The following is a 16,122-nucleotide window of genomic DNA, read 5'->3' on the forward strand; positions in this document are numbered from 1 at the left end:
GTAAATTTAGGTTAATTTAATTGCGGGAGTAGCTCAGTTGGTAGAGCGCAACCTTGCCAAGGTTGAGGTCGAGGGTTCGAACCCCTTCTCCCGCTCTTTACTTTCAAAATCATTTCGTCAAAAATCCCTTGACAAACTCCGCTAGCCCCCTTATCATGAAACTGAAGCTATTGTATTTGCTTTCGCCAATCTGCAGATTAAAAGGTAAGGATTACTTAATGTATCGGCGTCTTATGTTCAATTTTTTGCAGTATATAGATACTGTATGTCTTTACAAAACTTCATCTACATCTAGATTTTTATCTAAATAAGCTGAACGCGCTTATAAAGCGTTACAAGACATCAAAAAATGCCAATACTCGACAGAGATAGTAAAAGACTAGCTAACTCGGGGATTCTTTGTCTTTTTTTCTGCTTAGTAAATTTCTTAAACATTTGCAGCGTAAGTTAGTTGCAATTAAAAGCGGCTGAATCTCGCTTGTCAAGCGTTTAAAACATAAAAAACGCCAATATTTTAAAGCGGATAATAACCCCAGGGTTTCTTTTGCCTTTTTTTTCATTTGGTAAATTTCTTAATGTTTATGGCTAAACGACAACCGTCATCCCGCTACGTGTTAGCGGCTAAGAGATACCGCGGCGGTATGACGGTTTGCGGCGGCATGACCTCGTCATTCCCCTACGTGTTAGCGGGATCTAGAGATACCGCGGCGGTATGACGGTTCGCGCGGTGGCATGACCTCGTCATCCCGCTGCTTGTTAGCGGCTAAGAGATACCGCGGCGGCTGTAAGTTAAAAATATGTTATAAAAGAAACAAGAGGGAACTACTCACTATAGGAATAGCGGGCGTGTGCGACCGACGCGGCGTTGACAACCGTTTATATCAAGGCTATCCCTCGATACGTTTGAATAGTTGCATGGGACATATGTATGCACCCGTTTACAATCTTAAATCAATAAACTATCGAGGTTATTAATATGGTTACATCTTATCAAAATTTTATTGGTATTGACATCGGAAAATTTAAAAATGTTATTGCGGTTCACACACAGAAGAGTGTTGTCGAATTTGATAATAATGCTTCTGGTTGGCAACAATTGTTTAAAAAGTTTTCAGATATCTTACCTAATTCTTTAGTAACTTTAGAAAATACAGGAAATTGGTTTATCGCATTTTCTTATTGACAAGAATATCGCTGTACATCGAGCTAATACCCGTAAAGTAAAAAGCTTCATCTTGTCACACGGAACTTTAGCAAAGTCCGATAAATCAGATGCAAGGGCTCTTGCTCAATATGCGTCATGGAACTCTCTCTCCCCACTTCTGAAAAACAATCAACCTTGGTTGCACTTTGTCAACGTCGTGATGACATTACGCAAATGAGAACTCAGGAAAAATGTAGACTGGAAGCACCTGAAAACGACCATATAAAAGAAAGTTGTCAAAAAACTATCGGATTCTTTAATAGTCAAATAGATGAACTCAATAATACTATACAAAAAATTATTGATGAAAGCCGTGAGTTACAACAACGTCAAAAAATCCTTAAAACAGTTCCTGGAAAAGTTATCTCAAGACTTTCTGTGTTTAATGCCAGAGCTTGGCTACTTAAACAGAAAAGAAGTAGCAAGTCTTGCTGGCGCATCCAAAAGAAAGTGGAAAAGCTATTGGTTATCGAAGAATAACAGGCGGTAGAAGCAATGTTCGTACTAACGGCTGCAATGGCTGCTCAAATCTGCACTTGGTGCATTTTATTCCAAGCTCATTGAAAGTGGTAAGAAGAAGATGGTAAGCTCTAATGCGTAAAATTATGGTTATTGCTAATGCCAGGCTTAAAGAAGCAGTTAATATGAATTAAAAAAATCTGCATAGGAAATAAGTTAACGAATATGTGCGTCCACACACACTTAAAGCACAAACCATAAAATCTAAGCAGTAACTGTTGTTTGATATAAAATTTTTCTATGATAAATTAGGGTGTTTATTGTCAAAAATGCATTTTCTAATTGAATAAAAATACAAAATTATAAACAAGAGTTGTAATAAAACTAAATTCAAAAAATTTAAAAAAAACATAGTTGATATGACGGTTCGTGGCGGTATGACGGTTCGCGGTGATCCCAGTGTCAGCTACTCGGATGACACCATTTACAACCACTCTCCTACCCTTTCTAGCTGTTTATAGCTGTTAAATCTCAGGAATTTATCAAAATATGGAGAGGCAATAAAGGGTGTGGAATTACTTAAATAATTAGATAAAAAACCAGGCAGATCATTTTTTAATTCTTGCATTTTGTATCTATAATTTTGTATAGAAATAACTTTTATTTTATCATAATCAAGTTTCCAATAAGCAAGTTCTGAGACTTCTCTTTTTGTTATATGTTCTACCGCTAAGGCTTGTAAAATTAATTGCGGAAAAAATCCCGACATTACTTCTTCATTGGAAGGTGGTGTACCAAGCTTATAGTCTATAATTGCCACTTGCCCACTTGGTAGATACTCAACTCTATCACATCTTGCTGTCAGTGAAATTTCTTGTGGCCTATTTGTCATCCCAGCAGTTTCATACTGATCACAAGAACCAGCATCACGCACTGGAATATGAAATATCGGACAGGAAAAGCTCTTTTCCAACTCAACATAGTTGCTTCGAGTTTCATCAAGTTCGACAAAAGATTGAATTACCCTCTGTAGTCTTATCCACCACATATTTGAAAAATTAAACTGACTAGTCGAGAATGTTTCTCGTGCAATGCTCATTGGCGACTTTTTGTTGCGTAAATATCTTGCAAGAATGTTGTGCACCATAGTGCCAAATTCCAACATCGATGGCTTAAAATTCAAGTCTCTTAATTGTTTAAGGCCCAGTATATATTCAACGTAAAATGAATAAGGATTACGAATTAGCTTTTCTATTGCACTGCAAGACATCACCTGCATTTTTTCTTTTCTAACTTCGGTTTGAGGTTTTGGCATAGGCTGAGTACATGGAACAGTACATTCAGGCGTATTTAATATCCTTAGCCAATCACGATAAGGATATTTTGACCCCTGTAACATAATTTCCAAACGCTGCAATAGAATTGGTTTTCTATGGCTTAGCGATCTTGTAATATAAACCTTACTTGCACAAAACAAATTGTGTAAAGTATAAAAAAAATACCCCTGCTCTTCTTGCGCAGAAGGAAGACTAAATTTTTCTCTCGTAAGTGCATTCAAAAGCGGACTTTGAAAGCTTGGCGCTTCATTAAACCCAGCGAGTATTACAACCTTGTTGTGATATAAGCTGAATTTATTTAAGTCATTTGCTACAGAGAAAAACTCTTTCTCTAAAAATAAGGTCAGAATTTGGTTATATAACTCTAAGGAGCACTTAATTTCTACACCCTCACATGCATTCAAGAAATTACAGGTGAAATTACCTATTTCACCATTTAGCTCTGAAAAATTTATACCAGATAGCATATTAACACACTGCAAATGAGTTGCCACCACATCAGAAATAGGGCAATTTATAATGTTAAGCAAAGGATTAAATACAACCTCTAACTTACTGATAATAACTAATATATCTTCTTTATGTTTTAGCTTTTTATGGGCATTGATAGCATTTATAATATCGCTCAGGCCATTTGTACTAAAGTTGCGTAATACCTCTATTTCAAATTCAGATAAAATCCGAGTGTACTCTTCTTGAGTGTAACCAAAAGTCACTAGCCTATGTTTAAGGAGCGAAAGTAATGACACACTGCTCCAATTTGAGGTCAAAACTTCGATACTATAAAGCAGAAGCGTTATATAAGGGTAATTTTCCGGTATGGCACTGTGTTGCCTTGATAAACATGCTATACGAGCTGCAAGTAATTTATCAAAGACGACCAAAGAAATGTTTTCATAACCTTCATTTTCTATAATTAATGATGTCACTTGTGCTTCTTCCTCTCTGGAATCACAAGTGATGACTTCAATATTGCCAACATGTCCACTACTAACTTTGCTTAGATCGGCAGTTGTATCAAAGACATAGTCAGTTATTTCATTCTCTATAGTGTTCAAGCAGCTAACATCCCTTCTATCTACATTTAAATAATCGAGCAGATCTTTCAGACAATATTGATAGTGTTTTTTATCAAGCAATTTCCAGTCTTTCTCTTTAATTTTCAAATTCAGGTTAGGCAAAATTATTTTTCCAAATGGCAGGTCATATATAGCCTTAATTAACGACTTATCCTTTCCAATTCCAACAAAGATTATATATTGGTCTTTTTGTAAAGAGATTATCATATTGTTTATGTAATCACTCTTATGTTTTAATATATCTACTACTTCTAAACCTTTTAAAGTTTTACTCCAAGTCTCAGTGAGTAAGCTTATGAAATTCTCTATTTTTTTTGAATGCTCATTAAATTGATCATAATCCGTTGTTTGGGTAGATTGAATTTTATCAAGCAGTGATGGCAGGCTATAAGCTAAATCAACTGGGAAATTGTCGTTATTTTTTCTATTCCATTCCAATATGAATTGAATGAGTAGCAGCGTCCTTTTTATTGGACTTATAACTTTAACTCTATCAAGATTTAATATTAAATCTTCCTCATCAATGTTCTCTAGCGAAACTATCTCTGGCAAAATTATGCATTTTTCAGCGTTATAATTCTTGAATGCATTGAGTAACGCTATCACATCCCTCTTGCAAGGAAGTATGACCTTTATCTCGGGAATTTTTTCTCTTTCATATTCAGAAAATATGTGCTGAACCAGCACATCAAAAAGGGATTCATCCACATTAACGGTAAAAACTCTTCCCACTAACAGTAACAATTAATACAATATTTTATTGTATAGAAATTATTCAAAATATAAACGTGCTTGTATGCTATTATATATTAAAATTTTTTATAACATTACATGGCAAACATTAGAATAGAAGTTTTAAATAAATGCGAGCAAATTGGATGCAGATGGTTAGTCAACGTTTACTCGATTTACATACGCAAAGGATTACCATCCAAATTATATGAAGAAATTTGCGGGCTATTTTATAATAAAGTCATACAAGACTGCCGTTATTATTCCTACAATGAAAACCTTGAAGAAGTTCCGTATGATTTCATAGAACCACAAGCAAAGTGGGGCTTGGAAATAAGCTTCTTACCTGGCATGACCGATAATGTAGGCAACACAGCGAAACAAATTGTTAGAGAATATTTAATAAACAAGGACTACATTGATGAAAATGTTTGTATAAAAGCAAGAAGTTCAAAATTGATTCTAAGTCAAGCAACTGAAGATGATATAAAGCAAGAATTCAACCCTATCACTGAGTATTGCACGCTTGTTTATAAAGAAAACGGCAATTACTATTGGAGGCATTACGGTAAGTTAAAAGGCGTCATCCCAGTGCTTGACTACTTGGATCCAGAAAATTTCAAGCAATTGTATAATGAAAACTGGATTCCAGTGTCAAGCACTGGAATGACAGAGGGGGAAACAGGAATGACAAAAGAGAGCACTGGAGTGATATCAAGTAGTAATGGGGCTAAGTCTGTTAACCTAAATGTAAGTGACCAAGAACTTGAGAAAATCAGCAGAGATGGAATCGATGGTAATGGCACTTTAGGGCTCTCTCTGGCAGCAATGAAAGCTATAAAGGATTACTTTAAAAAACTTAATAGAAATCCATATGATATTGAACTTGAGTCTCTGGCACAGACTTGGTCTGAACATTGTAAGCACAATATCTTTTGCTCTCCCATTGATGAAATAAAAGATGGCCTATACGCACATTATATCAAGCGTGCAACGCGTGAGATAAATTCTGACATATGTGTGTCAGTTTTCTCTGACAACGCAGGAGGAATAATTTTTGATGACGATTACTTGATTGTAGATAAAGTTGAAACCCACAATAGCCCTTCAGCTCTTGATCCATTTGGTGGAGCAATGACCGGAGTGCTTGGAGTTAATCGTGATGTAGTTGGTTTCGGGAAAGGCGCGGAGCCTATAATGAATACCTATTACTTTTGCTTTGCCAAAGAAGCAAAAGGCAAATTTTATAGGGATAAAGAGCGCACTGATGAGATCTTACCGCCAAAATATATAATGAAAAAAGTGATCCATGGTGTTAATGTTGCTGGTAATTGCTCTGGTATTCCAACACAACTTGGATCGGTATATTTTGACGATAGATTTTGTGGCAAGCCGCTGGTTTTTGTTGGCAGTGTCGGAATTATTCCGCGCAACATAAATAACGCACCTTCACACATTAAAGGACCAAAAAATGGCGATAAAATCGTAATTATTGGTGGAAGAGTTGGAAGGGACGGAATTCACGGCGCAACGTTTTCCTCAGAGGCTTTGTCGGGAAACAGCCCTTCAACAATTGTGCAAATTGGTGACCCCATAACACAAAAAAAACTATCCAATGCCGTCATAAAAGCAAGAGATCTTGGTCTTTATAATGCAATAACGGATAACGGAGCAGGTGGTCTATCATCGTCTATTGGTGAAATGGGAAAAGACGGATTTGAAGTTGATTTGAGCAAGGTTCTCCTTAAAAACGATGGTATGGCTTCGTGGGAAATATGGATATCAGAATCACAAGAGAGAATGACCTTAGCAGTGCCAGAAGAAAATCTTCCTATGTTTAAGCAAATTATGAAAAAACATGATGTGGAGGTTTGTGTGATTGGAGAGTTCAATGAGAGTGGTAAAGCTGTTGTTAAATGTCCTGAAGGGAAAGTAATAATGGACATCGAAACTGAATTTCTGCATGACGGTAATCCTAAAATGCATTTACAGACAAAGCCGTGGACTGGAGAGTGGATAGCTACTTGCATGACACCAGACCGAGCTTCTGAGCTCCCACTTAGTTCAATAGATGTTGAACTAAAAGAAATGCTGAGCAGACCAAACATATGCAGTAAAGAGTTCATAGTGGTGCAATATGACCATGAGGTTCAAGGGTCGTCAGTGCTGAAACCACTGCAGGGCAAGGGAAGAGTGTGCAGTGAAGCTATTGTTTCAAGGCCAATCCTTTCTTCAAATAAAGGTGTTGTAAAATCGCAAGGGTTTGGCTCGAGTTATGGGGAAATTGACACTTACCATATGGCAGCATGTGCGATCGACACTGCCATACGTAACTATGTAGCCGCAGGAGGAAATATAGACCATCTAGCGTTGCTCGATAACTTTTGCTGGTGTGACGCTTATAATCCAGAAAGGCTATGGCAGCTAAAGAGAGCTGCAGAGGCTTGTTATGATTACGCAACCGCATTTAAAGCACCATTCATATCCGGAAAAGATAGTATGTTTAACGACTTTAAGGGATATGATGAAAATGGCGAGAAAGTGATGATATCTGCACCACCTTCATTACTCATTTCAGCAATTGGAATTATAGAAAATATTGAAAATGCGGTATCGCTTGATGTGAAAATGCCGGGAGACTTAATATACGTGCTTGGAGAAACACTTGATGAACTTGGTAGATCTGAATATCAGTTATATAGTGGAATAGGTAATAACAACGTACCAAAAGTTGATGCAAAGAGCGCTAGGAAGTTGTATGAGCGTTACAACCAAGCAATAAAAGATGGCATAATTGCCTCTGCAATTGCACCAAACTTAGGCGGATTAGTTATTGCTCTGGCAAAATCGCTAATTGCAGGAGACCTTGGTGCTGAAATCGATCTTTCACTAGTGCCAATAGGAAAAATACAAAATACAGACATAATAAACAAGATAATAATGTTTTCTGAATCGCAAAGTAGAATTTTGGTTACTATTGCACCACAAAATCAGAAGAGGTTTGAAGAATTGTTTGAAGGTGCAGTTTATTCATGTATTGGCAAAGTAACAGAGAAAAAGGTGCTAAACATAAAGGATGTTTTAAAAGTAGATCTGAAAGATGTGGCATGCTAATATAAAATATTTTTCTTATTATGCTAAATAACTCTTTTACTATATGTAATGTTTATTTAGAATGAATGTATGTTATTAATTTTGGGTAGGTAATTATGTCTATTTTATCGATACTCCTGTTTATCAGTCTTTCTTTACTCAACACTTCAAATAAATTGATGATATGTGCTGCCTTATTTGTGGGAGCTGCTTTAGTTGTAAATTCAATGGTTGAATTTTATGGCAGAAGCAAAGCTACGTACAACTTAATAGTGTGTATAGCGCTATGTTGTGTTTTTAAATGGCAAAGTTTTAATTTGATGATATTGATTTCATATACTGCGATTTTAGTATCTCTTCTCTCAAGCATAATTATTTTTGAAAAATTGAAGTCCAAGTTGAATTTTCATATGGCAAATTTCATTACTTTAATTATAGCATCAGTGGTTGATAGTGCCGTTGTATGTGTTGGATTACTATACAAATTTTCTGCAGGTAAATGCTTATCAATATACATTAGAGATTTAATTTTTAAGTTTTCTTATGTGTCAGTATTGAGCATCTGCTTGTTTGTAGGAATGTATTTATTTTGCTTGGCGAACAAGAAGTATTTTAAGATTTCCACATAACCTGTTTTCTGATATAGCTAAACTGACTTTGGGTCCTGGGGGTGTATTTGGTGGTCCTAATACGTAACAACAGTTTAGAATTTATAGGTAGCCTAAACCCACAACTGTACAAACACTATGATTTGAGCCTATCAGGGGGGTGTCATTCCAGTGCCCAGACACTGGAATCCAGAAAAAAGAATGGTGTCATCCCAGTGCTTGACACATAGCTGTACGAACATTCATTTTTGAAGGTAAATTGCACAGCAAATGGTGTCATTCCAGTCTGGAATCCAGAAATTTTGCTTATAACTGAGCTGATGAGCTAAAGGTAGTTGTCTTACGCTAAAACAAACGTTTTTAATTAAGTTGCATAGAACCAGTGTCTGGGCACTGGCCCACTGGTGGGAATTGCTCCTAAACTACAACGTTCGTACAGCTATGTGCTTGACACTGGGATGACATCATAGGGACACTGGCCTACTTAACCGTCATACCGTCGCGGTATCTCAGCCGCTAACAAGTAGCGGAATGACGATTTATCAAACGCTGCTTAATTTTCCGTAACAGTTGAAAAAATCAATAGAAAATCAATATATCACTATAAATTCACGTATTTTGAGGCTATAATGGTTAATACGCTATATGGTATAATATGGACGATTTTATCAGAGTTAAGGGCGCAAGGGAACATAATCTGCAAGGTGTAGACGTCAATATACCGAAAAATAAGCTAGTTGTTATAACTGGGCTAAGTGGTTCTGGCAAGTCTAGCCTTGCATTTGATACGATTTATGCAGAAGGCCAACGCCGGTACGTTGAAAGCCTGTCAGCTTACGCGCGTCAATTTCTCAACATTCAGGATAAACCAGATGTTGAGTCGATTACAGGTCTCTCTCCTGCAATATCTATCAACCAGAAATCGATCTCAAAAAATCCAAGGTCAACAGTTGGAACTGTTACCGAAATTTACGATTACTTGCGCTTAGTATATGCACGAATAGGAGTTCCTTATTCACCTGCAACTGGATTACCAATAACAAAACAAACGGTGTCTCAAATTGTAGATACTATAATTGCGTTACCTTTAGAAACTAAGATATATATACTTGCCCCTGTTGTGCGTGGTAGAAAGGGAGAACATCTTAAAGAGATATTGGAAATTAAAAGACAAGGTTACGTAAGGTTCAAAATAGATGGTGAAGTGTACAATGTAGATGACTTGCCTAAACTCGATAAGAACAAGAAACACGACATTTTTGTGGTTGCAGATAGAATATCAATATTGGGCGATATAGGAAATCGACTGCCAAGTAGTATAGAATCCGCACTAAAACTTGGTAATGGTCTAATGTATGTAGAAATAGTAAACCTACCTGACAACCATCATTCCGAGTATAAAAATGGTCAAATTCTGACTTTTTCAGAGAATTTTGCATGCCCCGAGTCTGGTTTCACTCTTGAGGAAATAGAACCAAGATTATTTTCTTTTAACAGCCCTTACGGTGCATGTGGTTCGTGTAATGGGCTTGGTAAAAAGCTGGCTATTGATGTGAAGCTGATAGTGCCAGATGAAACTCTTTCAATATCTGAAGGCGCTTTAAAGCCAGTGGGATCAATGTTCCGTCAAGTGCACACAGGTTATGGATTTTTAAAAAGTGCAATTCTATCACTGGCTGAAAATTGTAAATTTAGCCTTGATGTTCCGTGGAAGAACATAGATCAAGAAGTAAAAGATATGATACTCTTTGGCTTCGGTAAATTTCAAGGTTTGGTCAGTATCTTAGAAAACCAGATGGATTATGATGAAACGCTTGTTGAGCGATATTGCTCTGTTACTCACTGCAGAGAATGCACTGGCTATAGATTGAGAAAAGAAGCGCTTACAGTAAAAATTGATAGCAAACATATAGGTGAAATATCAGGGCTTAGTATCGATGAATCCCTTAAGTGGTTTGAAAATTTGCCAGACAAGCTCACAGAACAACAGAAGCAAATCTCAAATAAAATACTAAGTGAAATAATCAAGAGGCTAACATTTTTAAAGAATGTAGGGTTGAATTACCTAACGCTTGATCGAGAATCTAGCACTCTCTCTGGCGGCGAGAGTCAGAGGATCAGACTTGCTTCGCAAATTGGCTCAGGATTAACGGGGGTTTTATATGTTCTTGATGAACCCTCGATTGGCCTTCATCAATGTGATAATGATCGGTTAATTGCCACACTAAAAAACTTAAGAGACATGGGTAACACTGTAATCGTTGTTGAGCATGATGAAGATACAATAATGGCTGCTGATTATGCGATTGATATTGGTCCTGGAGCTGGCGTAAATGGTGGAAAAGTTGTTGCAGAAGGAACACCAGACCAGGTGCAAAGAAATTCGGGGAGCATAACAGGGCAATATTTGAGTGGAGAGAAAAAAATTTTAATTCCAAGGAGAAGAAAGCAAGCAACTCAGTTCATAAAAGTAATAAATGCATGTGAAAATAACTTAAAAAATGTGAACGTTAAATTTCCTATAGGGAATCTTATTTGTGTTACTGGAATATCAGGAGGGGGAAAATCAAGTTTAGTCATAGAAACGTTATATAAATATTCAGCACATAAGATACATCATTCGTCTGCAAGGTATGGTCAGTGTGATAGAATAGAAGGCCTTGAATATATAGATAAAGTTATAGAAGTTGATCAGTCGCCAATTGGTAGAACTCCTGCGTCAAATCCAGCAACATATGTTGGTATGTTCACTCATATAAGAAATTGGTTTGCAGGTCTTTCGGAGTCAAAAGCAAGGGGATATAATATAGGCCGGTTTTCATTTAATACCAGAGGGGGAAGGTGTGAGGCTTGTAAAGGTGATGGGCACTTAAAGATAGAGATGCATTTTCTACCGGACGTTTATGTGAAGTGTGAGCAATGTAAAGGGCGAAGGTATAATCGGGAAACATTGGAAGTTACTTATAAAGAAAAATCAATCTCTGATGTGCTTGATATGACGATAGATCAAGCTTGTGTTTTTTTTGAAAACCTTCCAATGGTAAAAGAAAAGTTGGTTTCTTTGCAGGAAGTGGGACTTGGCTATATAAAACTCGGACAGTCGTCAACAACGTTGTCTGGGGGGGAAGCACAACGAATAAAGCTATCTAAAGAGCTATCAAAACGATTTACCGGAAGAACATTGTATATTCTTGATGAACCAACAACTGGATTACACTTTGAAGATATAAATAACTTACTAAAAATACTCCATAGATTAGTCGATCTGGGAAACACTGTTATAGTTATCGAGCACAATTTGCACGTTATAAAAACTGCAGATTATATAATAGACATCGGACCAGAGGGCGGAATAAAAGGCGGAGAAGTGATTGCTACTGGAACTCCAGAAGAAGTGGTAAAAATTCCAGAAAGTGTTACAGGCAGGTATCTTAAAACATATTTATTATAAACTATTTCTTAATCATTATTGACTATGTTGCATATTTATGATTTGGAGAGGGTAATGTCAGTATATCGATACTTTAAAAGGTACGTTGAATATGGAGTTGTACCTGCTAAGAGAGCAGAAGATTGCACACTAGTTCCAGAAAGTAGTTTCTATAAGTCCGTACATTACGTTGATAATGTGCTAGGACCTGTGAAAGATGTAATTTGTGGAGTTGAGAGTAAAGATGATTATAACAAGTATTATAAAAACAATGATAATTGTGAATACGTGGGTTACAGAGCAGAGAAAGTGTATTCATTGTGTGCACTGAGTGCTATTTTAGCAGCCAACATAATATTGCAACCTTTATTTTTGATAGTGGCATGTTTGTCATACTTTCCAGTCAAGTTATTGTCAAAAATAACAGGGGACTATTGTTTTAAAACGGATACAAAATCATTCGTTAATTATTCAAACATATTTTTAGAAATGGGGCAAGATTGTGCTAATGCAGTAGCTAGAGTATTTAACAAGATTGTAAGTTATGCTTGCGCTGCTATCATTTGGGCTGCCGCGTCAATCATAACGCCACTTGTGTGGGCTTGTGACAAAGTGCAAAGTAAGTTGAGTGAAGTACAGAAGCCAGAAAAACATCAATTTTTATCTAAGGATAATTCAAAGACTACTTCAGTCAATGGTATACCACAAACTGAGTTATAAGTTCTGCTTTTCAGCAGCATGAACTATATTGAAATGGAATAAAAAGTGAAAGAGTGTAAGCTTAAGTTACTTTAGCTATACTATATAAATTATTTTATAATATATTTAATGAGTTGTGAACCTTCTCTTACTAAAAAAAGCTACAAATCTCATATTTCCAAGCGTATGCGTAAGTTGCGAATGTATCATTGATGAAAATCTTAATCTGTGTAGTGAATGCAACAAAAAAATCAATTTTCTAACTAAGCATTACTGCAATGTTTGTGGCGTAGTAATCTCAGACAATATTTATACGTGTGGTAAGTGCATCATCAATCCTCCACCGTTTAAAGTATTAAGATCAGTTTTTGCTTATGATCAACATAGTAAAAACATGATTATAAATTTCAAATTTTTTGATAATTTGAATTACGTAAAAATCTATGCAAAGTGGATACACCAAGCTAATCAGGATACGTTTCAGAACGCAGAGGTCGTAATTCCTATACCGTTACATAAAATGCGTTTGTTTAAACGTAAATATAATCAAGCAGCACTGCTTGCAAAAGAGTTGACTAAGTTATCCAATTTATCCTATACGCCATTTGCAATAAAACGTCCTCGCCATACTATCCCTCAGGCTGGTCTTTCACTTAAGCAGCGTGAAAAAAATTTAAAGAAGGCTTTTAGCATAAGCAACAAGAAAATTATCGAAAATAAAATCGTGATATTAGTTGACGACGTAGTAACAACTGGAGCAACTGTAAGGTCCTGCTCTCAAGAAATTTTAAATTCTGGTGCAAGAGAAGTGAGAGTGCTATCGCTTGCAAGAACGGTAGCATGTTAAAACGTGATTTTTAATAACCTCAACATCACTGAATTCAAAAGTTTGGCCGCTCACGATTTGGTATCCTTCATGCCCCTTTCCTGCAACTAGCAGAATCATACCCTCATTATAGGCAATATCTACTCCTTTCTCTATAGCTTCTCTTCTATCTTCTATCTCTAGCGCATCAGGGCAATGTAGTAAAATACCACGACGAATTTCTGCAGGATTCTCATCACGCGGATTGTCATCCGTGATTATCACTTTGTCTGCATATATTTGTGCTACTTTACCCATTTCTGCGCGTTTTGTTTGATCACGATTGCCACCGCATCCAAAAACTAGAACTATTTTTTTATTGAAGTGCCATTTTAAAGACAATAGGGCTTGTTTAAGCGCACTTGGAGTATGAGCGTAATCCACGAATGCAAAAGGTTTCACTTTCTCCATTCTTCCTGACGGGAAAATGAGTTTATCCACACATATTTCTCTGTAATTTAATCCAGATATACCAATTGCACATAGCAGATTATATGCTTGAAATTTTCCTAAAACTGGGAAAAATGTATTGTAAATTTGGTTATCAACTTTTACTGTAAGGTATTGACCACTTGGAGTTGGTATTTGCTCTAATAAAGTAATATCAGAGCCTTTTTTTCCATAAGTCACAACTTTATTACTGCGTTTTTCAGCTATTTTAAGCAATGCGCCGTATTCATCTATATCCGCATTTAAAATCGCTGTTTTTCCTTCTGGTAATACTTCGTAAAATAACCTTTTTTTAGTTTCTAAATATCCACCAAGACTTTTATGGTAATCTAAATGATCTTGCGAGAAATTAGTAAAAGCTGCAGCACTCAACTTTAATCCATGGATTCTGTATTGATCAATCCCATGACTTGATGATTCCAACACTAAGTGTTCTACACTTATACCACGCAATGTTGCGTAAAGGTCTTCTGCACCTGGAGTGGTAAGGCTGTTGCTATTACCTTTTCTGCCATTATTGATGCATGTTCCAAGTGTTCCAATAGACGCAGCATTATAGCCAGAGTTTTGCCAGATCTGGCGGCAAAATTCTACTACTGAAGTCTTGCCATTTGTGCCTGTTACAGCAGCAACATATTTTGGCTGTTTGAATTGATAAAACCTGCTGACTATTTCGCTGTATATTTCTTGAGGGTTTGGGTGGAAGATACAGATTCCAGCATCACGCGTTGGAATGATACCAAGGCTTGAAGCTTCTGTTATGCAATCACTTGCAATTATCGCTTTAGCTCCACAAGATAATATCTGATCTATGTAAATCCTATCCCTTTCTGACACACAAACAAAAAGATAACCTTCCTTGATTTTCTTGGGATTACATGTGACGCCTTTGATTTCAATATCAAAGTTAACATCAATAATGTTATGCAGTAATTCTCTCAGTTTCATGTCCTACTTCATCGTTTTGAAAGTCTAAACATGGTAACCTTTTTAGTGCGTCATTAAGGTCAAAGATTAAATCTTCAGGATCTTCCAGTCCACAAAATATCCGTATAAAACTTCCACCATAATCTGAATTCATTACAGATCTTGACATAGATCTACGATCTATTGGTAATATCAAACTGTCGCACCCTCCCCAAGAAGCACCGATACCAAAAATTTTCATGTGATCAACCATGCAGCTTAGTTCTTCACATGAATATTCTCTACCCAATACTATACTGAATACGCCGCTTGCTCCTTTAAAGTAACTTTTCCATAATTCGTGTTGAGGATGGGAGGGAAGTGCTGGATATAAAACCTTTCTAACTTTTTGCTGTGCTTCTAGCCACTTTGCCACTTCCATTGCTGTATTTTGGTACTTTTTCATACGTGTGTGCAGTGTTCTTAGTCCCCTATGTGCAAGATAACAGTCGTGCGATTGAATGGTTACTCCATAATTTTTATAGCTCTCATAAAGCAATTTAAAAATTTCACCTTCAGCAATCATAGTCCCCATCAATAAATCTGAGTGACCGGCTAGATACTTTGTTACCGCATATAGTGCAACATCAATTCCATAATCAAGCGGCTTAAATAACAAAGGAGTGGCCCATGAATTGTCGCAAACGGTTACGATTCCACGTTCTTTAGCAACTTTTACTATATGCTCTATATTCGAAATCTCAAACGTTACAGAACCAGGAGTCTCGATCATTATCAATGAAGTATTACTCTGAATTAAATCAGTTATATCCTGTGTTGGATCATAAAAAGTTACTTCTATTCCCCTGTTTGGTAACTCATTTTCGGCAAATCTCTTGAGTCGGTAATAACTGTTATCCTGAATTAAAACATGAGAACCTGCTTTAGTGAAAGTCAAAATAGCAAAAGTAAGTGCAAATAGTCCGGAAGGAAAAATAAGCGCTTGTCCACTCCCTTCAATTTCAGCCAGTGCATTTGAAAAATAATGAACAGTGGGAGTACCAACATTACTATAGCTGTAATCTCTTGCAACATCATCGTTGATTACATCGTATATACTTTCTCCATTTGCTGCATTTAAGTAGTCCTTGTAAGTAGGGAATAATATGGTAGAAGAATGATAAACTGGCGGGTTCATAGAACCTTTATAGTCCTTAAATTTTCTTCCTGCTTTAACTAATAAAGACTCTTCCTTCACAT

9 protein-coding genes, 1 tRNA gene and 1 pseudogene are annotated in these 16,122 nt (G+C 36.5%); 7 read left to right on the top strand and 4 right to left on the bottom strand.

Annotated elements, in window-relative coordinates; genetic code table 11:
- Positions 1–22: 22 nt before the first annotated feature.
- A tRNA-Gly gene (locus tag ABWU40_RS04870) sits at positions 23–95 on the top strand.
- A 288-nt stretch (positions 96–383) separates the two neighbouring features.
- On the opposite strand, the gene ABWU40_RS04875 is transcribed toward ABWU40_RS04870, so the two are convergent.
- Positions 384–560, bottom strand: a complete 177-nt coding sequence (locus tag ABWU40_RS04875) for a hypothetical protein (RefSeq protein ID WP_182309489.1) — start codon at positions 558–560, stop codon at positions 384–386.
- Between the two features lie 416 nt (positions 561–976).
- On the opposite strand from ABWU40_RS04875, the pseudogene ABWU40_RS04880 reads away from it, so the two are divergent.
- A pseudogene (locus ABWU40_RS04880) lies at positions 977–1,857 on the top strand (IS110 family transposase).
- A gap of 290 nt (positions 1,858–2,147) precedes the next feature.
- Here ABWU40_RS04880 and ABWU40_RS04885 read toward each other — a convergent pair.
- Positions 2,148–4,811, bottom strand: coding sequence for a PD-(D/E)XK nuclease family protein (locus ABWU40_RS04885; protein ID WP_353279151.1), 2,664 nt, complete (start codon positions 4,809–4,811; stop codon positions 2,148–2,150).
- A 99-nt stretch (positions 4,812–4,910) separates the two neighbouring features.
- On the opposite strand from ABWU40_RS04885, the gene ABWU40_RS04890 reads away from it, so the two are divergent.
- The 5 genes from ABWU40_RS04890 to ABWU40_RS04910 all read left to right on the top strand — a co-directional run bounded on the left by ABWU40_RS04890 (position 4,911) and on the right by ABWU40_RS04910 (position 13,488).
- Positions 4,911–7,925, top strand: coding sequence for an AIR synthase-related protein (locus ABWU40_RS04890; protein WP_141457253.1), 3,015 nt, complete (start codon positions 4,911–4,913; stop codon positions 7,923–7,925).
- A gap of 95 nt (positions 7,926–8,020) precedes the next feature.
- Complete coding sequence (locus ABWU40_RS04895; protein WP_015589273.1) at positions 8,021–8,533, top strand: hypothetical protein; 513 nt, start codon at positions 8,021–8,023, stop codon at positions 8,531–8,533.
- A 634-nt stretch (positions 8,534–9,167) separates the two neighbouring features.
- Positions 9,168–11,963 carry an excinuclease ABC subunit UvrA gene (gene uvrA / locus ABWU40_RS04900; protein WP_141457255.1) on the top strand — a complete coding sequence of 932 codons (2,796 nt, stop codon included), beginning with the start codon at positions 9,168–9,170 and terminating at the stop codon, positions 11,961–11,963.
- A gap of 54 nt (positions 11,964–12,017) precedes the next feature.
- Positions 12,018–12,662 carry a hypothetical protein gene (locus tag ABWU40_RS04905; RefSeq protein ID WP_141457257.1) on the top strand — a complete coding sequence of 215 codons (645 nt, stop codon included), beginning with the start codon at positions 12,018–12,020 and terminating at the stop codon, positions 12,660–12,662.
- Between the two features lie 115 nt (positions 12,663–12,777).
- A complete protein-coding gene (locus ABWU40_RS04910; protein ID WP_015589276.1) occupies positions 12,778–13,488 on the top strand; it encodes a ComF family protein in 711 nt (236 codons plus the stop codon).
- On the opposite strand, the gene ABWU40_RS04915 is transcribed toward ABWU40_RS04910, so the two are convergent.
- Positions 13,459–14,904 carry a Mur ligase family protein gene (locus ABWU40_RS04915; protein ID WP_015589277.1) on the bottom strand — a complete coding sequence of 482 codons (1,446 nt, stop codon included), beginning with the start codon at positions 14,902–14,904 and terminating at the stop codon, positions 13,459–13,461. The two genes, ABWU40_RS04910 and ABWU40_RS04915, sit on opposite strands and share 30 nt — an antisense overlap.
- Positions 14,879–16,120: a cystathionine beta-lyase gene (gene metC / locus ABWU40_RS04920; protein WP_012673299.1), complete on the bottom strand. Its 1,242-nt coding sequence runs from the start codon at positions 16,118–16,120 to the stop codon at positions 14,879–14,881. The genes ABWU40_RS04915 and metC overlap by 26 nt, the downstream gene beginning before the upstream one ends.
- Positions 16,121–16,122: the final 2 nt, after the last annotated feature.

Source organism: Wolbachia endosymbiont (group A) of Cydia amplana, from assembly GCF_964028495.1.
In the GTDB taxonomy this organism is placed as follows: Bacteria; Pseudomonadota; Alphaproteobacteria; order Rickettsiales; family Anaplasmataceae; genus Wolbachia; species Wolbachia pipientis.